Here is a 25,234-nt window from a genome sequence, read left to right on the forward strand (position 1 = left end):
CTGTTACGGTCCGCAATCAGGGTGTGCGAATCGAGGATCTACCGGCGTTTTCCGAGTGTCTCATACAACCGGACGACCCTGTCGAAAGAGATCTGTTCGCTGAAAGCCTGGACCGATTCGAATGCACGATCCGCCAGATGTGCCGCCTCGATACGGTCATCCAGCACCCTTAGAACCTGTTTGCGCAGTTCGGAGGCATCCTGACTCCCCATCAGCAATCCGTTTCCTCCGTGACGAATCACCCTCGGTATATCTCCCACAGGAGAAGCGACACAGGGAAGCCCGGAAGCCATGGCTTCGAGAAGCGCGTTTGGAAGACCTTCATTCCGGCTCGGAAGAATGAAAACGTTCGCGGCGCGGTACACCGTGGGCATACTCTCGTGGGCCACCCCTCCCAGCAGATGAACCCGTCCCGGCGCCGTCCGCCCGGCCCATGTTTCCACTTCACTCCGAAGCGGACCGTCGCCGGCCATGATGAGTCTGAGATCCGGCCTTTCCCGCAGCAGGGGGGAGAGCGCTTGCTGCAGAAGGTCGATGCCTTTGACCGGAATGAGGCCCCCCACGAATAGCAGGTAAGTCGCCTCTACCGGTAATCCCAGTTTCTTTCTGGCGTCATGGCGATCGCCGGGTCTGAAGGCTTGGACGTCGATTCCGTTGGGAATGACGTGCGCCGGGGGCAGTCCGGGAGCCAGTGCGTTCATTCTATCATCGAGGTCCCGGCTTACCGCCGCCGCGGCGTCCGTATGCCGCAGCACGTGTCGGGTCAGAGCGGCGAGTATGCGGTTTCGGATAGCGTAGGTATGTATGTCGCTTCCCATAGCGTGAACGAGCATGGGAATGCCTAACGCTCGACTCAGACACTCCCCAACGAGCCCCATGGGGATCACCCAATGCACGTGTATAAGGACGAAGGGGTGTTTTCGGGCGACGCGGTACGACATCAGCAGGGCATTTGCGAGATAGATCACCATGGCCGCGACGGGAACCGAGGAGGTTTGGATGAGCTGACGGCCTCCGGAAGGGTACGGAAAACGGAACACGCCGATGTTCCCACTGTCTATTTCAAACAGCCGGGACTCCGGATAGACCTTCGGTGTCACGACAAACACCCTATACCCCCGGGAGGTGACGCCCTGAGCCATCCTGCGAACGAAGTGCCCTCGAAACGAGCCCGGATAGTCCGGGTATCCGTTGGTCAAGAAAAGCACGTTGGGCCTGGAACTACCGGATGACGATTCCATTGCTCCGTCTTCCTTGTCAGGGCGGCCAAGTTCGGCGCGCCTACCGAGCACGTACCGTTTATTCACGCACCCTGTGGCTTCGGTATTACTCCGAGTCCCCTGAACCGGCAATCGGACCGACACTTGCTTGAAGATAACGCTTGATCTCCAGGTTTTCCTTCTGAATTTTGTAGATTTCCTTGCGAATGAGTGCGATCTTGATGGCCAGAAACCCGAAAGAGACCATAAAAAGGCCCGAGATGGTAAGCAACGCCATGAGGTTCATCAAAGGGCGCACCGGGTTCAGCTCCTGGCGAAAATAGAGCCAGAAGAGATACACACCGATAGCCATGCCTGCGAGAAAAAGAAGCAGGCCCACGAGGCCAAAGAACATCATGGGCTTTTCCATGAAGGAAAAAACGACATGGGTCAGAGAAGTCCTCGCGAACTTGGATTTGGATTTACCTTTTTTCCGGTTCCTCAGCGTGGCCGGTATCTCGCGTACGGATCGGCCAACGGCCATGGCTTTGGAAAGGATTTCCAGATGGATTTCTTTCCCATCCGACTCCAGCTCCATGTCATCCAGAACCTCACGGCGGTAGGCCCGGAATACACACGTTACCGTGTGAATGCGCTTGGGAAGGGTTCCTTTCAGGAACCGGTTTCCCAGCCGGCTCACAATATGACGGAAGAAAGGCACCTCCTCCACGCGTCCGCCTTGCATATAGGGGGAAGCCAGCACAACGTCCGTTTCCGGTTCGGAGCGTAAAATCTCGATCATCTGGAGCATGTAAGAGGGAGAGTAACTCAAGTCCGCGTCCGTGGATATGATCCAGTCTCCCCGGCTGGCTCGAAACCCTCTTCTAAGAGCGGCCCCCCTTCCACGATTGGGAGCGTAAGAAACGATCCGCAGGTGAGAATGCCGCCGACTCAGCTGTTCGATGACCTCGAGCGTGCCGTCCGTGCTGCCGTCGTTGACCAGGACGAGCTCCCAGGGTAAGCCAAGAGGAGTTATGACCCGGCCGACCTCCTCGACCACGGTGGCCGCATTCTCCTGTTCGTTATACATCGGTATCACGATGGATAAGCGGGGGCGTTGTGATGAATGTGCCTCAAGCGTCATTTTGGAGTGTCCCCAATCGAAGCTGGAAACCAAGAACACCATGGGAATTCGGACAATAGTCCTGAGTTTGCAGGATCTTTGTAATCGTATAAGGTAGAGGTGTCAATAACCACCGGTCAGGACGCATCATTTTCTGAAGTCAAGACTTCTCCATACAGAATTTCCTTGTCGATCCTGACGATCCGGACCCGGACCAGGCGGTTGGTCGTCTCGCGATGCGCGGAAACGTGTACCGGAACGTATTCGTCCGTGTACCCTTTGTGCAGCCCGGTGCGCCGATCCGGAGATCCTTCCACCAACAACCGCGCCGTCCTGCCGATCCAGGAACGACGAAACATGGCGCGTTTCTTAAGTCCGAGCTCGATCAGGGCGCGGCTCCTTTGCTCCAGAATTTCCTGAGACACCTGATTCTTCATACGGGAGGCCGGGGTCCCGCTTCGCTTCGAGTATTTGAAAACGTGGAGATAGGACAGAGGCAGGCTGGAGACAAGGTCGATGGTCTTTTGGAAATGGGCGTCTTGTTCTCCGGGAAAGCCGACGATTACGTCCGCTCCGACGGCGGCCGAGGGCAATGCTTCCTTAATGGCGGTTACCACGTGGGCGTACAGGTCGGGTGAATAATTCCGATTCATGTTTTTTAGGATTTCCGGATCGCCGCTTTGCAGCGGCACATGAAAATGGGGCGCCACGCATCGCGATTCCGCTACCGCGGTGATCAACTCCTCGGAAAGTTCAAGCGGCTCGATGGAACTCAACCGGATTCGAGGCACCGGCCGCTCGATTTCGATCTGTTGAAGCAGGTCCAACAAACTGGTAGGGGGCGCCGTGTCTCGCCCATACCGGCCCAGATGAATACCCGTCAATACCGCTTCCTGAACTCCGCGGTCTCCTATCTCCCTGAGCCGGCCGAGGACTGCATCCGGTGCGAGGCTCCGCGACCTGCCCCGAGTATAGGGAACGATGCAATACGAGCAGAAGGATTCGCAGCCGTCCTGGATCTTCAAGAAAACCCGAGTTTTTCCCAGGAGTGAATGGGCGCCCTCGTTACTGAACGTAGGGTTGTTCCAGACGGAACCGGTCTGTATCCGAACGGAACTACCGTCGGTCGGAAGTCGCGCTTCCTTCGGGAAACGCTCCTTTTCCGTGTTTCCAATGACAAAACGAACGCCCGGGAGCTTCGCGATTTCCGGGCCGGCGATTTCCGAATAACATCCCGCTACGGCAATATCCGCCTGGGGCAGGGTACGGTGCACCCGTTTGACGGCGCGCCTGCACTCAGCCTCGGCCCTGGAAGTCACAACGCAGGTATTGACGACGACAAGGTCCGCCGTGTCCTTAGGAAAGCCATGGACAACCTCGTACCCGGCTTCCCGAAGAGCGTGCTCCATTGCAGCGGATTCGGTCTGATTGACCTTGCAACCGAAGGTGATGATGGCGGCCGTTCGTTTTGTATCGGTCATGGCTGTTACGCTACTCGGTTCGACGCCCGAAGAACGACTCCACCTAATCCGAGTCGGATAATTCCTGATAGAACTTCACCCATTCGACCGCTGAAAAACACACGACCGGCTTCGCGCCGGTCAACCTCGATTGAATGAATTTGGGGCAAAGGTCTTCACGCGGAGACGCCCGATGATTCGCTTGTGGTGGGTTGGAAGGGAGGTCAAAACCGGATGTTATGAACGCATCGAGATGCGTTCCGCCCGGCCTGGTCGTCAACCCGATCCACGTGGCGGAGAAGGCCGGAACCGGATATGGTCATCCTATCATGCATGGGTTACGGACGGATCCGGCCAACAGGTGAACTCAACGGATCGGTCACGGCTTGAGCTGGAGTATGACCGCCTGATGCCCTTCCTTTCGCAACCTCTCCGCACCGATCTCGGCTTTCACCCGCGATGGGTAGGGGCCCACTCGAGTGATATACAACACGCGATTGTCCCTTTCCGAGGACGTCACTAGCGTGGGGAAACCCGCATTCACCAGGAGATCCCTTAAACTCTCGGCGTTTGGTTTCTCGCTGAAGGCGCCTACCTGAACGTACCAGAGAGGCATGGGTGGTATTTCCAGGCGCGGGGACGGTTCGGCTCTGCTTACCCTTGTCTCCGGAGCGGGTTTCCTCTCCGGAACGGGCTTCTTCTCCGCAACGGATTTCTTCTCCGGAACGGGTTTCTTCTCCGGAGTTTTACTCCGAACTCGGGTTCTACTATCGATGGCCGGTTCTTCCCGTTCCCTTGGCACAGTCACCGGCGATGGTTTGGGAGGACTGGCCGGCTCTTGGGACGGAGCGGCCTGTTGAGGGGTTTCGACTCCGGACACGGTTTCTATTGCCGAGGTCGAGGGGATGGCCGCTTCCGGAGACCCGGAAGGCTCCGAGGTTCCCGGAATTGCCGAAGGCTCCGAGGCTCCCGAGGCTCCCGTAGGTTCCGAAAGCTACGAGGCTCCCGAAGGCTCCGAAGTTCCCGAAGGCGCCGTGTCTTTGTTCTGTGCGGGCTTACTTTCCGCGACGCCGGAGAGCGCAGCCATTTGATCGGCCGCCCTTTCACTCGGGGCCGTCCGTTTCAACTTTTCTTCGTCCTCCATGGAGATGTATTTGGATGAAGGCTTTCCGGAAACGTCACGAGGCGCCTCTGCGCCGGTTTGGTCGTTCCTTTCCGAGACCGCCGCATCCGTTGGAGGCATTCGTTCCTCCGGCAACGTTTGCACTGAATCGGATCGTTCCGTGGTGATCCCCTGTTCATCTCCGCCGAAGGGGTTCAACAAATACAGAACCGATCCCAACACCAGCACTACCAGCACGATGAGGCCCAATATGTATTTGTATAGATTCGCTCGAAGATCTTTGCCGGGTCTGGGCCACTGGCCCTCGTCCTTCTCCTCGAGAGCGTCAATATCCTCGTGATCGAACGTATGTCGGCTGTCCGAATGGGTCTCGTTTTTTTCCATACGATCACTTCACCTATCTAAGATGTTAGCGGAAACACACCGGAACCGACGCGCTTCGCCATCTCCGGGGCAAAGGACGCGTCTTCGTAGATCGCCATAGAGTCCGAGATCAGCCGGATGAAACGATCGCCCGACGACGGGCTCCGAATACGCTCATCTCCTGATGAAGGCCCCCATGGCTCTCTTGAAAGCGGGCATGGATCGTTGGATCGTTGCATCGTCCACACAATACGCCAGACGGAAATACCCCGGGCCGCCGAACCCTGTTCCAGGCACCGCAAGGATATTCTGCTTCTGAAGTTCGGCCACGAACTCAACATCATTGGGAATGGGCGATTTGGGAAACAGGTAGAAGGCGCCCTCGGGTTTGTGAAAATCGTATCCCGCCTCGGCAAGTCCGTCACACAGCAGGTCTCTTTTGGCCTGATACACGGAAATGTCCACGGTCACTCCCTGGAGATGCCGGACGACCCGCTGCATTAACGCAGGGGCGTTGACGAAACCCAGGATGCGATTGGCCAAAACGGCGCCGCCTATCAAAGCTTTTGCCGCGTCCGCTTCCGGATGAACGGCCAGAAAGCCGATCCGTTCGCCCGGAAGAGAAAGATCCTTGCTATAAGAAGTTACGACTAGGCTGTTTATATAGTGCTGAAAGGGACTCGGGACCTTGACTCCGTCGTACACGATCTTCCGATAGGGTTCGTCCGCGATCAGATAGATGGTCCGACCGAATTCGGCGTTCTTTCGGTCTAGGAGACTGCCCAGCGCCTCCAAATCCGAATCGATGTACACCTTGCCGGTGGGGTTGTTGGGCGAATTGATGAGCACGGCCGCTGTACGGGGGGACAGCTGTGCTTCCAGGGCGGCCAGGTCCATCGAAAAATCCGGCAGCACCGGCGCCGTAACGATTTTGCCTCCGTGGTTGTCTACATAAAACGTATATTCGACAAAGAATGGACGGAAGGTAGCGATCTCGTCGCCCGGATTCAGAATAGCCTTCAGCGCACAGTTCAGCGCCCCGGCCGCTCCGCAGGACATGAGCACGTGTTCGGCGCCGAAAGCAACCTTGTGCAGTCCGGAAAGATACTCGGCCACAGCGGCGCGCGTATCCGCGAAGCCTGCGTTCGGCATATAGGCGTGGGTTCCGGGTCGAAGGTCATCCACAGCCGCTTTCAACGTCCGGTGGAATTCCTCGGGCGGTTCCAGGTTCGGGTTGCCGAGACTAAAATCGTAGACGTTTTCAGGACCCAACTGGGCCTTTAGGCGCGCTCCTTCTTCGAACATCTTACGAATCCAGGACGATTGTTCCATAAATCCAGAAATCTTATCAGCCACACTCATTTTGAGATCCTCCGGGAAGACGAGCTACGAACGCAGAGATGAGATCCGTGCACGGAAAGCTTGAATGGGTAGTCGGGCGAAACAGCCCCGAAAATCTGCGTTTGACTTATCTCGGTAACCTATCACAAACCCGGATTTAGACGCAAGCGCGCTTTGGGTTGCTGGGAAAAATTGTAAGGGTTCGATTAAAGTGGGAAAGTAGTGTATTATAATTTCGTTAGAGGAAGAATAAATCAGAACGCCCGTTTTCGGTTCGCCGGCTGGTGTATCGGGTTCATGTTGTCTATTTGCCGTCCAAAGCAGAAAGGAATGCTCCCCGAAAGATGGATTCAAGGAAGGAGTTCAAACTCAAAATAAGCCCTCAAGCCCAGAAGGCTCTGGATAAGGTGGGAGTACCGCGCAAGCGGGCGTTCAAACCGGATCCGTTCCAACTCGAGGCTGTCGGGCATCTCGATGAAGGAGACGTGCTCGTGTCCGCTCCGACTGGATCAGGCAAGACCTGGATCGGGGTCAAGGCCATGGAGCAGCAGGTCTCCGCGGGCGGACGCACCTGGTATGCGTCTCCGCTAAAAGCGCTTTCAAACGCCAAGTATCATGAGTTCCAGGATCACTTCGGTGCGGAAAACGTCGGCATACTCACAGGAGATCGGAAAGAGAATGCGTCCGCGCCTATCCTGGTGGGCACCACGGAGATCTTCAGAAATCACCTTTATGACGCCATGTACACTGGAGAAGACCTGGACCTCGAACTTATGATCCTGGATGAAGCACATTTTCTGGGCGATCCGGATCGAGGCATGGTCTGGGAAGAAATCCTGATATATCTGCCCTCCAGGATCCGCCTTCTTCTGCTGTCTGCAACCATTTCCAACGCGGAACAAATCGCGGCCTGGCTGCGTGCCTTGCGGTCCAACGAGACGTTTGTGGTCCGGGCGGAGGAACGCCCGGTACCCTTGTTCAATTTATTCATGTTTCCGGACGGCGAAACGGTCCCCTTGCTCGAGCGGGGACGTCTGAACCGCCCCATCCGGGCCTATGAAGAAAGCCTGCAGAAAGGTCGCTCTCGGATTTCCTTGAAGCCCGTTCCTTTGGGACGCGTCGTGACGGTCCTGAGAGAGATGAACCTCCTGCCCGCCATATTTTTCCTGAAATCCCGTTCAGACTGCAGCTTGGCCGTGTCCCATTGCTCGTCCGCGCCGTCCGGGGACCAGACGAGAGTCCGCCGCTTTCGAAAGCGTTTGAATGAACTTCTAGCTCAGATGCCGTTTCTTCAGAATCATCCTCAACTGCCCGATCTAAAGCGACAGATGGTGGCCGCGCACCACGGAGGCCAGCTTCCTTATTGGAAACTTTTAGTGGAGACTCTCATGAAGGAAGGGCTCCTGGAAGCCATATTCGCTACGTCCACCGTGGCCGCGGGGGTCAATTTTCCAGCGAGGACCGTCGCGTTTATGAACAGCGATCGGTTCAACGGCAGAACCTTCGAGAATCTGACCAGCACGGAACTCCATCAGATGCTGGGACGAGCGGGCCGGCGAGGTATGGACCGTATCGGTTTTGCGCTCGTTCTCCCGGGCCCCTATCAGAGACCGGCTCTGGTGGCTGAATTGCTCAATTCAGACCCCGAGCCCATCATGAGCCAGATGAGGGTCAGTTTCTCCATGGCGCTCAATTTGCTGATGTCTCACGTTCCCCAAGAAATACGGGAGCTGCTCAAACAATCCTTGTTTCTGTTTCAGGGCGCTTCGAATCTCCAGGAAACGCAGGTCGAATTCGAGAGCCTTCTCGAGGGCCTGGAGGAGGAGTTGCACGAGCCCCGGTGCGGGAACATCAGGGAAGCCTTACGCATGATGGATCAGCAACAGGTGCTGAGGCACAAGGAACGCTATCTGAAACGGCGCTTAAAAGCGGAAAGACTGGCCTGGTTTCGCCGTTCCCATCTCGTTCGAGGCAGGCTTTTCCTCAATCGGAAACGAAAACGTTTCTGTGTGATCGAACCCCCGGAACTCAAGGACGGAAAAACGTTCAAAGCAACCCCGGTTACCCTCGGGACGAAAGTCAAACGCGGACACATCAAAACGCGTGAATTCGAAATTCGACAAATCGGTCCCATCCTGGATGCGGTTGTGGATCTTCCGGAAGACCTCGATCCGGAGACTGTGGTGAAACGAATCCGGGAAATGGCGGAAAAACGCTTCGGCGCCCTGTCCATTAAAACGCCGTTGCACCCGTATTTCGAAGCCAAAGTGGTCCGAATGCAGGAAGAACTCAAGGATGCCCGGGAAACCATGAAACGAATGCCCTGCGAAGCCTGCGAACACGTGGAACTGTGTCACGAATTTGAAAATGAGGAGTGGAAGACACGGAGCGCGCAGGCCCTCTTCCTGATGCGTCAAATCGACGAGGAAAAGGAGCGCGTTTGGCTGGATTTCAAGCGCCACCTCGAGTTTTTGCAGGAAACCAACTTCGTCGATGCGTATGGGCGCCTGACGGAAGACGGCCTTTGGGCCGCCCGGCTGCGTTTGGATCAGCCACTGCTGATTGCCGAGGGAATCCGTAAAGACGCTTTGCCCACAGAGGATCCTGCGATCATGGCGGGACTGGTGGCGGTGTTCGTGTGGGAAAGGAGCGCGGACGCCGATTTGCCCCAGGGCTGGATTGCGGGCGACGACCAACTGTATGAAGCGTTCGAATTCCTGCTGCGAGAAACGGCCGGTTTCAAGGAATCCATGGAGAAGAACGGATTCGCCACGCCCCGGTTTCAATATCGGCCGGCGGCAACGATCTTCTCGTGGGCTTCGGGCGCTTCGTGGGACGAATCATTGTATCTGTCGGGACTGGACGAAGGAGATCTCGCCATGATCATCTACCGGACGGCGGACAACCTCCGGCAGCTCGCGGGACTGACCGATTCCCACCCCGAGTTGTCCGCCACCGCTTTCCGTGCGGCACAGTCCATATTGAGAGAACCCGTGCTGCCGTTCTAATCAGGGCTATCGCGAAATTTTACGGATTCATCGAGGAAGTGTGGGGTAGGGAGCCGGATAGCGCATAGGCTATGAAAATGAAGACCGCCAAAGTCGGAACCAGGATTCTCTTTGGCGAATGCTTCCTCCCTTCGAAAATACTGCCGCGCGTGAGAGGCGCCTTATGACCGCATGCTCCTAAGTACAGGTTGAGGAAGGCTCTACACATTCACCAGTCTGAATTCTCCACGCCCTAGTATGTCGTGCAAGTGCACGATGCCCTTGAGACCCTTTCCACCGTCCGTAATTACGAGGCAGGTGATGCCTTTTTGCTCCATCAGGTCGAGGGCTTCGACGGCCAGCATGTTTTCGTGAATGTAAATAGGGTCCGCCGTCATGATGTCTTCCACCCGCAGTGATTCGAAGTCGCGGTAACGAATCATGGCCCGGCGCAAGTCTCCGTCCGTAATGATGCCCTGGAGTTCCTGGTTGGGATCGATCACCAGAACCAAGCCCAGGTTGTGCCGGTCGATTTCGAGGACGGCTTCCATCAGCCGCATGCCGGACCGGACGATCGGTATGCGATCCCCGGTAAACATGATCTGTTTGACCCGTATGCTCAAGCGTTGCCCAAGGGATCCCGCCGGATGAAATCGCTGAAAGTCGGTTTTTCCGAAGTTCCGCTTCTTGATCAGAGCAACGCACAGGGCGTCGCCCATGGCCAACGTGGCGGTGGTGCTTGTGGTGGGAGCCAGACCTAAAGGGCAAGCCTCGCGCTCAACGCCTACGTCGATGCACACGTTGCTCTCTTTGGCCAGGGTGGATCGCGGATTCCCGGTAAATGCGATAATTTGGGCGCCTATGGCTTTTACGCACGGGAGCATGTCCTTTATCTCTTCCGTTTCTCCGCTGTTTGAAATGGCCAGAAGGATGTCGTGTGGCGAGACCATGCCCAAGTCTCCGTGCATGGCTTCAACAGGATGCAAGAAAAGGGATGGTGTTCCCGTGCTGTTCAAGGTGGCGACGATCTTTCGACCCACAATACCGGACTTGCCGATGCCGGTTACCACGACGCGTCCTTCGCAACGGAAGATGGCTTCCACCGCATCGATGAAACTTTCATTCATGCGAGGGATCAGAGCCAGGATGCCCTGTGCTTCGAGTTCGAGGACTTCTTTGGCCTGCTCCAATAGGCTGTTCATTGGGCCGTGTGTTTCCTTTGAAGAACGATCCATGCGATGATAGAGGCCGCCAACAAGATGACGGCCACCACTTGGGTGGCGGTCAGCGCTCCCCCGAAGGCTTCACCGCGGGGGTCCCCCCGGAATTCTTCTATGATAAGCCGTGCGGTCGAGTGCAGGAATACGTACAGACAAAAGACCTGGCCCTGCCATTTCCTGTGGTTTCTGAATCCCCACAAGATAAAAAATATTAGAAAGAGAGCGGCGGATGAGTAGAGCTGGGTCGGGTGAATCGGAGTGAACAGTGGAGCCAGAGAGTTCGGATCGGTAAAAGTGACGGCGCAGAAATCGTCGGTGGGCTTACCATAGCAGCATCCGGCGAAGAAACATCCGATACGCCCGATGCCCTGCCCCAGAGCAATTCCCGGAGCCATCACGTCCGCGGTTCGCCACACGTCCATTTTCCATCGTCCGGCCAGGAAGAGGCCTGTGACCAGAGCGGCAATAAGCCCGCCCGAAAAGACCAGACCGCCTTTCCAGATTTCAAAGATCGAGAGCGGCGATTCGAGATATTCGTCCAAATAGAGAACCACGTAGAGGAGGCGGGATCCGATGATGGCTGCAAGGAGGAGATAGAAACAGAGATCCAGAATTTGCTGTTTCGGGATACCGGCCAAACGGCCTTCTCGGATCGAGAATGCCACGCCGGCGAGGAATCCTGCGGCCACGAGCACCCCGTAGGTGTGGATGGCGAAACCATTGAATCGGATCAGGTCAGGATGCATGGGGTGCCGCTTTCTCGGACAAGATAAGAATTAGCAGCAATATCGAGCCCATGGTAACACTTGCATCGGCTATGTTGAAAGCCGGCCAATGCCAGCCCTTCCAGTAGAAATCGAGAAAATCGACAACGTATCCCCATCGGATCCGATCGATCAGGTTTCCCCATGCGCCGCCGAACACCAAGCCGAGTCCGACGGCCCAAAGGCGCTTCTCCGGTCCCAATTTGCGAAAAAACAGCAAAATGACCACCATGGCTATAAGCGAGATTCCTGCAAACGCCAAGGTGCGCATCGGATTGGGGCTTCCTGAAAACAGGCCGAACGCTACGCCCGTGTTCCGAACATGCGTGAGATCGAACACGCCGTCGATCACGGTTACGGAACGCCGCCATTCCAAGTCCGTCTGTATCCAATGTTTCGAGACCTGGTCCAGCGCGATGACACCGACCACGGTGATGATAAACAGGAGCGTCTTGAATTTCAACAGGTCGAGCCTTTCGGCTAGATATTAGCACCACTTCCGGCTTGTGAGGCCTCGAGTTGACCGGCGCATGTCGCACACACTTCCGGGAATCGAGAGGAGGCTCCGATGTCCGCTCTGCGCTTCCAGCAGCGGGGACACTTCTCTCCGGCATACGCTTCAATGTGAATCGCCAGTCCTTCGAACAGGTCGCTGCGGTACGCCTGGTCCGGAGCCTTCCCGTCCGGTCCCAATTCGACCTGCGACACGATGGATGCAACTCGCAGGTCTTCGAGGTGTCGCTCGACGAGTTCGCGCAGGTTGTTCGAAGGGAACAAAACTACGCGTGCGTCGAGCGGATGGCCCACGATTTTGGCTTTTCGAGCCGGCTCGATGGCCTTGGTGATTTCGCTCCGGATATTCAGAAGCCGTTCCCAGCGTTCGGCAAGGTCATTATCGAGCTTGGATTCGTCTACGTCCGGAAACAAGGCCATGTGTACGCTGTGTACTCCCTTTGTTCCGCGAGGCAAACCGGACCAGATCTCCTCGGATGTAAAGGAAAGGACGGGCGCCATCAACCGGACCAGGGAATCGATGATCTCGTAAAGCACGGTTTGGGCTGATCGCCGTTCCTTCGATCCGCGGGGGGATGTGTACAAACGGTCCTTGAGCGCATCCAGGTAAAACGCGCTCATGTCCACCACGCAAAAGTTGTGTACCGAATGGAATACCGTGTGATACTCGAAGGTGTCGTACCCGGATCTGACCTTCTGAATCAGCTTGTGCAGAACATGAAGCGCATACCGATCCATCTCCGAAAGCGCCGAGTAGTCCACACGATCCGTATCGGGGTTGAAGTCACTGAGATTCCCCAGGAGGAACCTCCAGGTGTTTCGTATGCGCCGGTACGATTCCGTCAAGCGTTGCAGAATCTCGTCCGAGAGCCGAATGTCGTCACGGTAATCCTCGGCCGCTACCCACAATCTCAAGATCTCGGCTCCGTACTTCTTTATTACGTCCTGGGGCGCCACCACGTTGCCCAGAGATTTGGACATCTTCCGGCCGTCACCGTCAACAACGAATCCATGGGTGAGTACGGTCCTGTATGGGGCCTGTCCGCGGGTGCCGACGGAAGCCAACAGGGAACTGTGAAACCAACCCCGGTGCTGGTCGCTCCCTTCCAGATACATGTCCGCCGGATAGTCGAGGTAATCCCGGTCCTCCAAAACCGCCGCCCAACTTACACCCGAATCGAACCATACATCCAGTATGTCCTTTTCTTTGGCAAACTCGGCTCCCTGACACTCGGGACACACGGTTCCGTCCGGCAGCAGTTCTTGGACGTCTTTTTCGAACCAAACGTCCGCGCCGTTCCGTTCAATGAGCGACGTGACATTGTCCAATATGTCCTGATTGAGTATGGCGGCATTGCAGGATTTGCAGCGGAAAACAGCAATGGGAATACCCCAGGCCCGTTGCCGGGAGATGCACCAATCCGGTCGCGATTCGATCATGCCGTAGATTCGGTCACGTCCCCATGAAGGGAGCCATTTTACGGTCTGGATGGAAGCGAGTGAACGCTTCCTCAAGTCGTTTTTCTCCATCGAGATGAACCACTGAGGAGTAGAGCGAAAAATGACCGGATTCTTGCAACGCCAGCAATGAGGATAGGAGTGGGTATAATCCTCCTTCAAAAGTAACATGCCGGATTCTTTTAATTTTCTGTTGACCGAGGTATTCGCGTCGAAGACGAACTCGCCGGCGAAATATTCAACATCGTCTGTGAAACGGCCTTGATCGTTAACAGGGGAATAGATGTCCAGGCCGTAAAGCAAACCGGTTTCGTAGTCTTCCCGACCGTGCCCCGGAGCGGTGTGTACACACCCTGTTCCGGCCTCGAGCGTCACGTATGGGGCCAGAACAATCACTGATTCGCGGTCGTAGAGCGGGTGACGGCATTTAAACCCTTCGATGTCTTTCGCCTTTAAGGAATTCAGGATCCGATACTTTTCGACGCCGAAGGCGGACATACAGGCAAAGAGCAGTCCTTCCGCAAGGATGTACACTTCATCGCCCACCTTTACGGCAAGGTAATCGAGATCAGGATGGAGCGCGATGGCCAAATTGGCGGGTATGGTCCATGGGGTGGTGGTCCAGATCACCACAAAGACCTTCTCGCCTGTGAGTTCAGGGAACTTGGATCCCATATCCGTGATCATGGGAAATTTCACAAAAATGCTCGGGGAAACGTGGTCTTCGTACTCGACCTCCGCCTCGGCCAGCGCCGTCTGGCAGGAACTGCACCAGTAGATGGGCTTCTTGCTGCGTATGACGCTTCCGTTCAGCATGAATTTGCCGAATTCACGCACGATGATGGATTGGTAGCGATGCGCCATGGTGAGGTAAGGATTTTCCCATTCGCCGAGCACGCCCAGGCGCTTGAATTCTTCCCTCTGAATATCAATAAATTCGGTGGCATATTTCGCGCAACGCCGGCGGATGTCCAAAATCGACATCCGAGCCTTCTCCTCTCCCAACTGTTTTTCCACCTGATGTTCGATGGGAAGTCCGTGGCAATCCCAGCCCGGCACATATACGGCGTCGAAACCGCTCATCTGTTTGGACTTAACTACAATGTCCTTGAGGATCTTGTTGAAGGCCGTTCCCATATGAATATGGCCGTTGGCATAGGGGGGGCCGTCGTGGAGGATGTATCGCTGCTTTCCTCGGGAGGCTTCCCGGATTTGATGATACAGGTTCCCCTCTTCCCAGGATTTCAAAAGCTTGGGTTCGAGCTGGACTAGATTCGCTTTCATCGGGAAAGATGTCGATGGGAGATTAAGGGTCTCTTTGTAATCCATGGATTCCTCCAACCGTCCGCGCGGAATTTGAAAACGTGAATAGACCACAAGGGATCGGGGTTGTCAAGGCGCGCATTGGCCGTAGATCGAAGGGGCGCGGTCGAGAAGAGCGCGAAGCAGCGAGAAGGTATGATAAACATCTTGCTCATAGGCCATACCGACCGGGGAGTGGAGGTACCGGCAGGGTACACTCAGCACCGATGTGAGGACACCGCCTCTCGACAGGTGAATGGCGCCTGCATCCGTGCCGCCGGTCAAAGGGCGCTTTGTCTGAAATGGAATGCCCGACTGGAGGGCCGTTTCCGTAACGGCCTTCACAAGAGCCGGTCTCACGAGGATATTTTTGTCAGCCAGGGTGATCGCCGGTCCGCATCCGATTCGAGTGGGCTGCTGGTGGGCCGGCGTTCCCGGCGTGTCGCCGGTGGTAGTCTCGACCACAAACGCCAGGTCCGGTCGGATGCGATGGGTGGCGGTTTTGGCGCCACGGAGTCCGGTTTCTTCATGGACGGCGAAATTGGCCACGAGCGTATAGCCCGGGGGATGGGCGTGGTAATGCCTCAGCAGCTGGATGAGCAGCGCGCATCCAACGCGGTCGTCCAGGGCCTTACCGGTGAACATGCCTCCGGCCAGACGTCTGAAGGGCAGGGCGAGAACTCCCGGCGTTCCCACCGTGATACCGAGTTTCTCCGTCTCATTCTTCGAACGGCTGCCGATGTCAATGAAAAGGCTGTCCAGTTGGATCGGCTTCTGCTGATCTTCCGGACTTTGGACATGCGGAGGCGCGGCGCCGATAACTCCGGTGACGACGTTGCCCTGATGCGATAGCAAACTCACCTGATGCGCGGGTAGAATTCGGGGATCCCAACCACCGAGGGTCGCGAAGCGCAGCCAGCCTTCTTCCTCCACGCAGTTGACCATAAGTCCCACTTCGTCCATGTGGGCGTCCACCATTACAGTGAAATCCCGGCCTTGGTCCAGAGTAACGGTCAGATTACCCATCACGTCGGTTTCAAAACATGTGTTCAGATCATTCAGTCGGTCCTTTATCCGCTCTCGCACGGGGTCTTCGAAACCGGAAACCCCGAAAGCAAGCGACAGATCCTCGACCACGTCAATGAGGTTGTCCATAATCATCCGCGCACCATTTCTCTCACCACCCGGAACAGACTGTCTATGGACAGGATCCCGATGGGCTTCCTGCCTTCCACAACCGGAAGGACCTGGAGGTCATCTTCCATGAGTTTATTGAATGCGTCCAACAACGATGCGGAAGGAGCGACGTCAACGTTCTGGAGCATGATTTCCGAGAGAGGCTTACGGGATTCGAGGCTGCAACGGTGGGTGAACCGGTCCAATAGGCGGACTTCTCCCTCCTGACAGGAGTCATCGAAAGCGGCTTTGACTCTTTTCAATACTTGTTTGGGGGTAATGAGCCCCCGATAAGCATCGTTGGAGTCCACGGCTATGAGCGCGCTGCATTGGGCGTGTTTGTTCTCCATCTCCGTGAATCGATGTATGGCGTCTGCAACGGAGGCATCTTGTGAAATGGTGAACAGCGTCTCGTCCATTAGCTCCCAGACCCGTTTCTTCATCGGCATGACATGTCTCCTCTGAAAAAGGTGTACGATTCAAGCACCTGTGAGTATTAAGGTGGTGGGAATCGCGACGGGCTGTCAGGCGGAGTCGGCCCACGTTACTTGCCCCATGGCGTAAATATTCCCAATGAACTTGTGGTAAGGCAATACGCGAACGGTGGCGCCGATCTTTCCGGTTTCCGAGGTGGCCAGTATTCCACTGAACCGGTGGAGGCCGTCGCCTTCAACGCCGATCGGAGTCATTACAGCCGTGGTGCGATCGAGGAAGTTGTTTTCCGGATCCAGAGCGCCGTAATACAGCTCCACCAACACGTCATCCGGACTCAGCCCTCCCAGAGCGACCTTAGCGTAAACCTGCACACCCTCGCCCGAAGTTCGCGTAAAAGGACTGTCCGTGGTAACTTCCGTAACGCGGACATCCGACCAGTGCATCATGATCTTCTGGCGCCATCGGGCCAACTGTTTGGCCTTTTCGAAATCGTGTTCGCTGAGGGCCATACAGTTCGCGGTCGAGGGGGCGTAACACTTTCGGGTGTATTCCTCAACCATACGATGGGAATTGAAGACCGGGCACAGGTCGCCCATGGACCTCTTCATCTTAGCGATCCACTCCCGCGGCAGGCCGTCTTCCCCCCGAGCGTAAAACAGGGGGGCAACCTCCTTCTCGATCAGGTCATACACGTTTCTGCCTTCCACCTCGTCCTGATATTCCTCGTTCGCGTATTCCTCGCCCGATCCGATGGCCCAGCCGTTATCCAGGGAGTATGCCTCGTCCCACCAGCCGTCGAGAACGCTCAGGTTGAGTCCTCCATTCGCCGTGGCTTTCATCCCGCTGGTGCCGCAGGCCTCGAGGGGCCTTCGAGGAGTGTTCAGCCATACATCCGCCCCTTGCACCAGATATTGGGACACTTTGATATCATAGTCCTCGATGAAGGCGATTCGTTGGCGAAACCTCTCCATCATACAGGTCTGAACAATCCGCTTGATGTACTCCTTGCCTTGCACGTCCTGGGGATGAGCTTTTCCGGCGTAAATGATCTGAACGGGACGTTTCGGGTTGTTCAGGATTCGATCCAGGCGATCCGGATCCCTCAAGAGCAGGGTCCCTCTTTTGTAAGTGGCGAAACGTCGACTGAACACGATGGTCAGACATTCCGGATTCAAAGCTTCTTGTGAAGCTTCGATCTCCCGGCGTGAAGTTCCGCGTCGTTCGAGCTGTTTTCTTAGCCGCATCCGTGCGAACGATACCAGTCTGACTCTGAGCCGTTCCCTGGCCCGCCAAAGTTCGGTGTCCGGAATTGACGTAACCCGATCCCAAAGGCGTTTGTGGTCGGGATCCTCGACCCACCTCGGGCCCAGGTATCGATGATACAGGGTGGCCATTTCATCGGAAATCCAGGATGGGATATGAATGCCGTTGGTGATGGGCAGAATAGGGATATCCTCCACGGGAAAATGCCGCCAAACCTGCCGCCACATCTTTCTCGACACCGCGGCGTGCAGCTTGCTGACCGCATTGCTGGTGGCCGATAGGCGCAGAGCCAGCACGGTCATGCAGAAGTCCTCCTGATTGTCCCAGGGATTCGTGCGCCCGTATCCGAGAAGAGCCTGAATGTTCAAACCCAGCCTCGGAGCGTAGCTTGTGAAATATCTGCCCATCAACTCCGCTGTGAAGTAATCATTGCCGGCCGGGACCGGAGTGTGCGAAGTGAATACATTGCTTCCGATGACGAATTCCCGCGCCTCGTCGAAGGAAAGTCCATGCTCTTCCCTGAGCATGCGAATGCGCTCGAACGGGACAAAGGCCGAATGGCCTTCGTTCATATGGTAAACCGTGGGAGTGATGCCCATGGCGCTAAGGGCGCGTACCCCCCCGATCCCCAGGATGATTTCCTGGCGGAGCCTCATTTCACGGTCTCCGCCATAGAGTTGGGCCGTGGTATTTCTGAATTCGACGGGGTTTTGTTCGATATTCGTGTCAAGCAGGTACAGGGGAACCCGGCCCACCTGCACTCGCCAGATCTGGGCGTAGGCGGCCCGTCCCTCGAAGGAAACCTCGACGGTAAGCGCGTTTCCCCGGTCGTCTTTTACGGGGGTGGTGGGGAGTTGGAGAAAGTCGTTCTTCGGATAGATTTCCTGCTGCCACCCTTCAAAATTCAAGTATTGACGGAAGTATCCTTCCTGATACATCAATCCCACGCCGACCAATGGCACGTTCAGATCGCTCGCCGACTTCAGATGATCCCCACTCAAAATGCCCAATCCTCCCGAGTAGATAGGGAGGCATTCAGCAATGCCGTATTCAGCCGAAAAGTAGGCGACAAGGAAATTGCTCGGAGTGGACTTATCCAGGATATCACACTTTGGACTAGCCAGATAGTCTTCAAGGACAAAGTGAACCCGTTCCAGATGAGCTAGAAAACCTTCGTCGGCGGCCGCGTCATCCAGGGTTTGCTGGTTGAGTCTGTTCAGCATGTGAACAGGATTGTGCTCGGACTGTTCCCAAATTTCCCGGTCCAGACGTTCGAACAAGGAAATAACTTCCGGATTCCAGGCGAACCATAGATTGCGCGCTATGTCCGAGAGTGATTTCAATCGATCCGGAAGCGCCGGGAGTACGTTGAACTTAAGCAACGGTTTCATAGAATCTTTCCAAATTTAACATGTAGTTGGGTGGTGGCACATTGAATCGGTGTATACAGGTTCAAGAAATCATGTTTATTGAAAAGGCGGGTCGATTTCAACCCATTTCCAAAATGTGTTTTGTCTGAATCCGTTTTCCGGCTATGATATATTAGCATAGAGCATGCAATCGAGGAGCATAGAATATGGATTTGATGGAACACGCGGGACAGATTTTCCTCGTTGGATTCAGTGGAACCAAACCTCCTGTGGAACTCATGAGCCTCATCGGGGACATACGGCTTGGAGGCATCATTTTATTCAAGCGAAATCTCGAAGAGCCCCAGCAGATAACGGCTTTGGCGGATAACGTGCAGGCCCGCGCCAAGTCCCTTAACCTTCAACCGCTTTTCAACGCTGTTGACCAGGAGGGAGGGGTTGTTGCCAGGCTCGGCCAACCGTTCACCGTATTTCCTTCGCAAGGGGAGCTTCCTGAAGGCACCGGCTATGGTGCATGTTACGATCGTGGCGCCTTGATGGCGAGCGATCTGATCAGAGCCGGATTCAATATCAATCTGGCGCCCGTGCTGGACGTTCGGAGGCTCGATGATTCCTCGAGAACGGGGCTTCGAAGTTTCTCGAACGATCCCTTGCGGGTGGCGGAGCTGGGCATCGGCTTGATTCGAGGCCTGCAGCAAAACGGGGTGATGGCCTGCGCCAAGCATTTTCCCGGTCTGGGAAGAGCTACACGCGATCCCCACGAGGAACTGCCGTCGGTTCCGGGATCGCTGGAAAAGGATCTAATTCCCTTCAGAGCCGCCATCGCTCAGGATGTAGCCGGCATAATGATGGGCCACGCCCTGTACCCGGATAAAGACCCGGACCGTCAGGCGAGTCTATCACCCAGATTAATCCAAGGCTTGTTGAGACATGACTTGGGTTATCGAGGACTGGTGCTGTCCGACGATTTGGAAATGGGCGCCGTAGCCAAACAATATTCGATCGAAGAGTCCGCTCTGCTCGCATTTGAAGCCGGCTGTGACATTCTGCTCGTCTGCAGCCGGCTAGAAAAGGTGGAGGACTGTTTTCGGACCATTATGGCGGAGGTCGAAAAAAGCGAGGCTCTTAAACAAAGGCTCAGGGAATCGGTTCAGCGCATTCTGACCGTGAAAACCCGCCGGCTCTCTTTCACTTGAGAGTCGAAGGGGACCGTCCGACAGCCTGAGCCTCGCTGGAACGCCAAATTCAACTCGAAAGCGTACGAAACAGATGAATCGTCGGTTCGAGCTGTAGCTTTCCACGGCTGTACCCGGCATAAACCGCTTACTTCAAAATTCCAGGCGAGGGCGCTGCAAACCGGCGATTCAGGAAATGGAAAGTGGTCGAAGACTCACGTATGTCGAACATACTAAAGAAAACCGTGTTGATCGTTGACGACGACGCCGACTTGAGGAACAACCTCGAAGACATTCTAGGAGATGAAGGATATATCACCCTGAACGCCGGAACCTGCTCAGAGGCATTGAGCGTTGTCCGGGCGCATAAACCCGAGGTTGCACTTCTTGACATCAAACTTCCGGACGGAACCGGCACGGACCTCCTGGCGGAGATAAAGCAGTACGATCCCGATCGCTTGTGCACCATCGTGACAGCGTATGCGGATCTGGATTCCTCCCTGGCCGCCCTGAAACAAGGGGCCTATCACTATCTGCAGAAACCCGTCCGGCCCATGGAACTGATCGCGCTCCTGGACCGCGCCTTTGAGACCGTTCGACTGCGTAAAGAGAAACTCGACGCGCGCACCATTCCAAAGATGATCGACATCGAACTCCGTTTGTACGAAGGCCTGCACACCATCAATGCCGATCCCATGCAACTGGAGCAGGTCGTCATGAACCTGTGTTTAAATGCCAGAGACGCCATGCCGAACGGCGGCAGGCTTGTGCTGGAGACCCGGAATACGACCTTGACCGAAGCTTACTGCAAGATAAACATGGAGTGTTTGCCGGGAGAGTACGTTCTTCTCTCCATCTCCGATACCGGATTCGGCATGGAGCCCGAGACGCTCGATCGTATTTTCGAGCCCTTCTACACCACAAAGAAAAACGGAAGAGGCTCCGGGCTTGGGCTGTCCATGGTCTACGGAATCGTTAAGAGCCATCGGGGTCATATCGTCTGCAAGAGCGGACCGGAACGGGGAACGCAATTCGAGATTTATTTTCCCGCGATCGTAACCAATGCCGTCGATCTACTCGAAAAAGAGGAAGTCAGGCTGTTTCCCAAAGGAGGGACCGAGACCATCCTGGTCGTGGACGACGAACAGCCGCTGCTGAATCTGGTCGACCATATGTTGAGCAGATTCGGATATCGAGTGCTCAGAGCTCAAAATGGAGAACTCGGCATCGAACTGTTCAGGCAATACAAGGATACGATATCTCTTGTCGTATTGGATCTGATCATGCCCGGCATTGGAGGGCTCGCCTGTCTCGATGCCCTTCTACGCATTGACCCGGAAGTGAAGGTTCTTATCGCCAGCGACCATTTGACCGAGGAACAGGCACAAAAATCGATCCGTGCGGGCGCCGCCGATATCATTCGTAAACCGTACGAATGGCATCAGATGCTGAATGTGATCCGAGGCGCTTTGGATAAAACGTAAGATAGGTCGGCAGGCGGAATCCGACGCAACGAACCGGGCCCGCCGGTTCGTTGCGCGGTGTCCGAGGGTCATTTCGAACCGGGCTCGATGACCAGCTCCGAGGCGGTGAAATCTTGATCCGTCAGATCCGCCACCACGTTGGCGAGATTAATGGAAGGAGGCTCGAAGACATACCCGATTCGGGATGGCGTTATGGCGCCGGTCCAGCCCGAGGGAACATTAATCGTATATAAGCCCTGGGCATTCGTCGTGACCGATCCCTCTCCCGTGAAGCCCACGGTTACGCTGCCCAGGCCATCCCCCTGATAAGTGATCTTTCCGGACACGCTCACCAGAATCTCGACGGGTTGCGTACCCGTGAAGTCCTGGTTCGGTTGATTGGCCGTCGCATCATGGATCTCCCTGGAAGGCGGATCGAAAGTATACCCCTCCTTGACCGGTGTTACGTGGCCGAACCAATGGTACGGTACTTCGATCAAGAAGGTCCCCGAGGCGTCGGTCATGGTCGTCCCTGCTTCAAGGAAGACGGTGACTCCGTCTATGCCCTTCATGGTCTCATCCAGAACGCTTCCGGACACCCACTGCTTTGGAGAGTCAAGCACTTGGATGTAATCATTTCGGAACAGGAAGGTGTCCGCGTCTCCGGCGGTAACCAACAGGCTGACGGAGTACAGGCCGGGCGTGCTGTATACGTGGCGGGGATTGGGTTCCACGCTTCCGGACGATCCGTCTCCGAAATCCCACGACCACGCGGTGTGCCCGACCGTTGAGGAGTCCGAAAATCGAACCTCAAACGGCGCCGGCCCCGAGAGGGGGACTCCTTCAAAATCGACCTCCACCCCTTCCGGCTTGAAGGTTTTGAGCACCTGATGCATGAAGCTGTTTGCGGCCGACGGAGAGCCTCCTCCAGCAGCGGGCGTCACGGTAACGGTCCCGTTGTCCGGGCCGGCAAACACCGTGCCCAACTCCTCGCTCTGGTCGGCGAGATTTAGAGCCGTAAAAGCAAACAGGGTGACATCGCCCAGAAACGCCTGGAAATCGACGCCGTTAAACGTATAGACCATCACCGTGGATCCGGTTTTGTAGTCCTGCACGTACAGGTTGAACAACCCGCTCGCATCCTTCCATATACCCGAGTGCTGGGTCCTTAGGGCGTCAAACTCCTTGTGAATGGGCACGTCGAAGGAAACGGCCGGATTTTGCGTGTTGTCCGTGACGGTTGCCAGAGCCTGGTCATCGGACGCGAACAGGATGCGCATCCTTCTGGCTTGAGCGGGATCGATGGAGTCCGTCTCAAACGTAGACCCCGAGATATCCGCGAGAAATGCAAAGAACGTGACCGCATCCTTGGTATAGATGACGACCGTAGCGCCTGTGGAATAGTGTTGGATATAAAAGTTGTGCGTTTGGTTGGTGGGGTCTTTCCATATACCGTTTGCTGCAAGGGCTGTTGAGGATTCATATTCATAAGCGCCTATGTCTACGACGGCGCTTCCATCCGAGTTCCCGTCCTGAATCCGGGTATGACCGTCGAAGTCGGTTCCCGAGCCCAATCCTCCCGAAGGATTGTCCGTACCTTGGTCGATGGCGGGTGAGTCCTTGTGCAAACGATAGTTGTCCGCACCCGGATTGATGAATTTCGGATCCAAAGCCAGGTCCTCGATACCGGGATCGGCTCCGGAATAGTCGCCCTCCGCATTGTCAAACAACAAGTTATGGGAGTTCGTCAGGTCGATCGTCCCGGCGCCAAACTTGGCAACCACAATTCCGAATCCAAGGCTGCCCGCGATGATGTTGTTGGCAACGGTGGCGTTAACCCTAGAGCTATCCTCGGCCCTGAGATACAGACCTTCACTCCGGGCTTCGGCAACCGAATTGTTGTTTACAGACAGGGTATGCACCTGATTGAGACGACTTTCGACCTGAATGGCCTGCGACGTTCGCACGAACAGGTTATTCGTCACGATGGTTTGCGTTTCCGCATTATCGGACTGAGCACTGTTTGGTCCGGTGATCTGAACCCCGTAACGGCGTTCGTTCATGCTTAAATCCGTTCCTCCGTCAAAGACATTGCCCTCAATGGTCGCGGAATTCAGATAATTATTGAACGCGGTCTCGACCCTGATGCCCCCTGCGTTCGAAAAGCGGAACGTGTTGTTGCGTATGATTGACGTAAGATTGTAGGAGTAAGGCTTCAGGAATACACAAGCGGGCCCGCCGGCGTCCTCTCCCACCAACTCGATATCGCTGTTCACCAGCGTGAGCGTGATGGTCCGGGAATCTCCCGAGGCGATCGTGATGGCGCTCTGTATATCGTTCGCTACGATCCGGATGCCGTCGAAGGTTACCTCGAGCGTTTTCGTCGCGTCGGTTGCCGCATTTGTAATAGAAATCCCGTTGGCCGGCGACGTCCCACTTTGTATACGAAATGAGATTCCTCGAACCACCACTTCCGTGTTAACGTTTTGCGTCGCTCGAATGGTGAGCGGCGAATCGAAACCGCCGACTATTTCTATGACGGGCGAGAAGCCATCGCCGGCTCTCAGGACGACGCTTTCGGATATGAAGACAGGCTCGAGAAAAGTACTGTCGGAGTTGACAATCACCTCCCCGGGGTCCGAATCACTCTGAACAGCATCGACGGCTTCCTGAATGGTGGGGTATTCGAGGGTGGGAACCAGGGCTGTAGCTGCGAAGACAAAGGAAGGCGGGCATCCGAAGAACAGAATTACCGCACCTACCCACAGAGCCTGAAACATAGCTTTCATTTTACAAACCTCCTCCCCAAGAACGGAATCCGGCGCAACGAGTCGGGCCTGCCGGTTCGTTGCGCGGTGTCCGAGGGTCAGTTTAAACCGGGCTCAATGACCAGCTCCGAGGCGGTGAAATCCTGATCCGTCAGATCCGCCACCACGTTGGCGAGATCGATGGACGGAGGCTGGAAAACATATTGGATCCGGAAGGGCGTTATGGCGCCGCTCCAGCCCGAGGGAACGGTCATGGAATATTCGCCCTGGGCGTTCGTCGTGGTTGACCCCTTTCCCGTGAAGCTCACGGTTACGCTGCCCAGACCGTCTCCTTGATAAGTGATCGTTCCGGACACGCTCACCAACGGTACACCCGCGAAATCCTGGTTCGACTGATTGGCCGTTATATTCATGAGATCTCTGGAAGGAGGAGTGAAAATATAGCCCGCCTTAGACGGCGTTATCGAGCCGGTCCAATTGTACGGCACTTCCATCAGAAATGTGCCGGAACCGTCCGTTTGGGTGTTCCCGATGTCTGTAAGTTCGACAACGACTCCGCCCATCCCTACCATGTTCTCATCCAAAATCCTTCCGGATATCCACTGCTTCGGAAAGTCCAGCACCTGGATGTAGTCATTGCGGAACAGGTAGGTATTCGAGTCTCCCGCCGAAACCAACAGGCTTACAGAGTATAGGCCGGGCGTGTTGTATATGTGTCGGGGGTTGGGTTC

18 protein-coding genes are annotated in these 25,234 nt (G+C 55.7%); 3 read left to right on the forward strand and 15 right to left on the reverse strand.

Going from position 1 to position 25,234, the window contains the following annotated elements:
* Positions 1-38: 38 nt before the first annotated feature.
* From HY788_18970 to HY788_18995, 6 genes are all read right to left on the reverse strand, one after another.
* Positions 39-1,241 carry a glycosyltransferase gene (locus HY788_18970; GenBank protein ID MBI4776231.1) on the reverse strand — a complete coding sequence of 401 codons (1,203 nt, stop codon included), beginning with the start codon at positions 1,239-1,241 and terminating at the stop codon, positions 39-41.
* An 85-nt stretch (positions 1,242-1,326) separates the two neighbouring features.
* Positions 1,327-2,343, reverse strand: coding sequence for a glycosyltransferase family 2 protein (locus HY788_18975; protein MBI4776232.1), 1,017 nt, complete (start codon positions 2,341-2,343; stop codon positions 1,327-1,329).
* A 116-nt stretch (positions 2,344-2,459) separates the two neighbouring features.
* Positions 2,460-3,803 carry a tRNA (N(6)-L-threonylcarbamoyladenosine(37)-C(2))-methylthiotransferase MtaB gene (mtaB, locus tag HY788_18980; protein MBI4776233.1) on the reverse strand — a complete coding sequence of 448 codons (1,344 nt, stop codon included), beginning with the start codon at positions 3,801-3,803 and terminating at the stop codon, positions 2,460-2,462.
* Between the two features lie 358 nt (positions 3,804-4,161).
* The gene (locus HY788_18985; protein MBI4776234.1) at positions 4,162-4,398 is read right to left on the reverse strand and encodes an SPOR domain-containing protein; all 237 of its coding nucleotides are present in this window, start codon (positions 4,396-4,398) and stop codon (positions 4,162-4,164) included.
* A 378-nt stretch (positions 4,399-4,776) separates the two neighbouring features.
* Entirely contained in the window at positions 4,777-5,289 is a 513-nt protein-coding gene (locus tag HY788_18990) for a hypothetical protein (protein ID MBI4776235.1), read from the reverse strand.
* A gap of 153 nt (positions 5,290-5,442) precedes the next feature.
* Positions 5,443-6,630 carry a pyridoxal phosphate-dependent aminotransferase gene (locus HY788_18995; GenBank protein MBI4776236.1) on the reverse strand — a complete coding sequence of 396 codons (1,188 nt, stop codon included), beginning with the start codon at positions 6,628-6,630 and terminating at the stop codon, positions 5,443-5,445.
* A 323-nt stretch (positions 6,631-6,953) separates the two neighbouring features.
* Between HY788_18995 and HY788_19000 the strand changes: the two genes are divergently transcribed.
* Entirely contained in the window at positions 6,954-9,617 is a 2,664-nt protein-coding gene (locus HY788_19000) for a DEAD/DEAH box helicase (protein ID MBI4776237.1), read from the forward strand.
* Between the two features lie 200 nt (positions 9,618-9,817).
* Here the strand turns inward: HY788_19000 and HY788_19005 are convergent, their stop codons facing one another.
* The 7 genes from HY788_19005 to glgP all read right to left on the reverse strand — a co-directional run bounded on the left by HY788_19005 (position 9,818) and on the right by glgP (position 19,118).
* Positions 9,818-10,798: a KpsF/GutQ family sugar-phosphate isomerase gene (locus HY788_19005; GenBank protein ID MBI4776238.1), complete on the reverse strand. Its 981-nt coding sequence runs from the start codon at positions 10,796-10,798 to the stop codon at positions 9,818-9,820.
* Positions 10,795-11,562, reverse strand: a complete 768-nt coding sequence (gene lgt, locus HY788_19010) for a prolipoprotein diacylglyceryl transferase (GenBank protein MBI4776239.1) — start codon at positions 11,560-11,562, stop codon at positions 10,795-10,797. Before lgt ends, HY788_19005 begins: the two co-directional genes overlap by 4 nt.
* On the reverse strand, positions 11,552-12,043 hold the full coding sequence (gene lspA / locus HY788_19015) for a signal peptidase II (GenBank protein ID MBI4776240.1): 492 nt from the start codon (positions 12,041-12,043) through the stop codon (positions 11,552-11,554). Before lspA ends, lgt begins: the two co-directional genes overlap by 11 nt.
* 17 nt (positions 12,044-12,060) lie before the next feature.
* Positions 12,061-14,880, reverse strand: a complete 2,820-nt coding sequence (gene ileS, locus HY788_19020) for an isoleucine--tRNA ligase (GenBank protein MBI4776241.1) — start codon at positions 14,878-14,880, stop codon at positions 12,061-12,063.
* Between the two features lie 63 nt (positions 14,881-14,943).
* Positions 14,944-16,008: a M42 family peptidase gene (locus tag HY788_19025; protein ID MBI4776242.1), complete on the reverse strand. Its 1,065-nt coding sequence runs from the start codon at positions 16,006-16,008 to the stop codon at positions 14,944-14,946.
* A gap of 2 nt (positions 16,009-16,010) precedes the next feature.
* Positions 16,011-16,478 (reverse strand): CBS domain-containing protein, encoded by a 468-nt coding sequence (locus HY788_19030; GenBank protein MBI4776243.1) that lies wholly within the window; start codon positions 16,476-16,478, stop codon positions 16,011-16,013.
* A 75-nt stretch (positions 16,479-16,553) separates the two neighbouring features.
* Complete coding sequence (gene glgP, locus HY788_19035) at positions 16,554-19,118, reverse strand: alpha-glucan family phosphorylase (protein MBI4776244.1); 2,565 nt, start codon at positions 19,116-19,118, stop codon at positions 16,554-16,556.
* 185 nt (positions 19,119-19,303) lie between these two features.
* On the opposite strand from glgP, the gene nagZ reads away from it, so the two are divergent.
* Both nagZ and HY788_19045 read left to right on the forward strand, forming a co-directional pair.
* Positions 19,304-20,293: a beta-N-acetylhexosaminidase gene (gene nagZ, locus HY788_19040; GenBank protein MBI4776245.1), complete on the forward strand. Its 990-nt coding sequence runs from the start codon at positions 19,304-19,306 to the stop codon at positions 20,291-20,293.
* Positions 20,294-20,493: 200 nt separating this feature from the next.
* Positions 20,494-21,756 (forward strand): response regulator, encoded by a 1,263-nt coding sequence (locus HY788_19045; protein MBI4776246.1) that lies wholly within the window; start codon positions 20,494-20,496, stop codon positions 21,754-21,756.
* Between the two features lie 68 nt (positions 21,757-21,824).
* On the opposite strand, the gene HY788_19050 is transcribed toward HY788_19045, so the two are convergent.
* Together HY788_19050 and HY788_19055 are read right to left on the reverse strand one after the other, a co-directional pair.
* The gene (locus HY788_19050) at positions 21,825-22,820 is read right to left on the reverse strand and encodes a PKD domain-containing protein (GenBank protein MBI4776247.1); all 996 of its coding nucleotides are present in this window, start codon (positions 22,818-22,820) and stop codon (positions 21,825-21,827) included.
* A gap of 1,781 nt (positions 22,821-24,601) precedes the next feature.
* On the reverse strand, positions 24,602-25,234 hold a 633-nt coding region (locus tag HY788_19055), incomplete at its 5' end, for a hypothetical protein (protein ID MBI4776248.1).

Source organism: Deltaproteobacteria bacterium (genome assembly GCA_016208165.1).
GTDB lineage: Bacteria > Desulfobacterota > Desulfarculia > JACQYL01 > JACQYL01 > JACQYL01.

Coding starts and splice junctions, on each gene's coding strand:
- HY788_18970 (MBI4776231.1), bottom strand. CDS start 1,241: ATGGAATCGTCATCCGGTAGTTCCAGGCCCAACGTGCTTTTCTTGACC.
- HY788_18975 (MBI4776232.1), bottom strand. CDS start 2,343: ATGACGCTTGAGGCACATTCATCACAACGCCCCCGCTTATCCATCGTG.
- mtaB (MBI4776233.1), bottom strand. CDS start 3,803: ATGACCGATACAAAACGAACGGCCGCCATCATCACCTTCGGTTGCAAG.
- HY788_18985 (MBI4776234.1), bottom strand. CDS start 4,398: ATGCCTCTCTGGTACGTTCAGGTAGGCGCCTTCAGCGAGAAACCAAAC.
- HY788_18990 (MBI4776235.1), bottom strand. CDS start 5,289: ATGGAAAAAAACGAGACCCATTCGGACAGCCGACATACGTTCGATCAC.
- HY788_18995 (MBI4776236.1), bottom strand. CDS start 6,630: ATGAGTGTGGCTGATAAGATTTCTGGATTTATGGAACAATCGTCCTGG.
- HY788_19000 (MBI4776237.1), top strand. CDS start 6,954: ATGGATTCAAGGAAGGAGTTCAAACTCAAAATAAGCCCTCAAGCCCAG.
- HY788_19005 (MBI4776238.1), bottom strand. CDS start 10,798: ATGAACAGCCTATTGGAGCAGGCCAAAGAAGTCCTCGAACTCGAAGCA.
- lgt (MBI4776239.1), bottom strand. CDS start 11,562: ATGCATCCTGACCTGATCCGATTCAATGGTTTCGCCATCCACACCTAC.
- ileS (MBI4776241.1), bottom strand. CDS start 14,880: ATGGATTACAAAGAGACCCTTAATCTCCCATCGACATCTTTCCCGATG.
- HY788_19025 (MBI4776242.1), bottom strand. CDS start 16,008: ATGGACAACCTCATTGACGTGGTCGAGGATCTGTCGCTTGCTTTCGGG.
- HY788_19030 (MBI4776243.1), bottom strand. CDS start 16,478: ATGCCGATGAAGAAACGGGTCTGGGAGCTAATGGACGAGACGCTGTTC.
- glgP (MBI4776244.1), bottom strand. CDS start 19,118: ATGAAACCGTTGCTTAAGTTCAACGTACTCCCGGCGCTTCCGGATCGA.
- nagZ (MBI4776245.1), top strand. CDS start 19,304: ATGGATTTGATGGAACACGCGGGACAGATTTTCCTCGTTGGATTCAGT.
- HY788_19045 (MBI4776246.1), top strand. CDS start 20,494: ATGTCGAACATACTAAAGAAAACCGTGTTGATCGTTGACGACGACGCC.
- HY788_19050 (MBI4776247.1), bottom strand. CDS start 22,820: ATGGTCTATACGTTTAACGGCGTCGATTTCCAGGCGTTTCTGGGCGAT.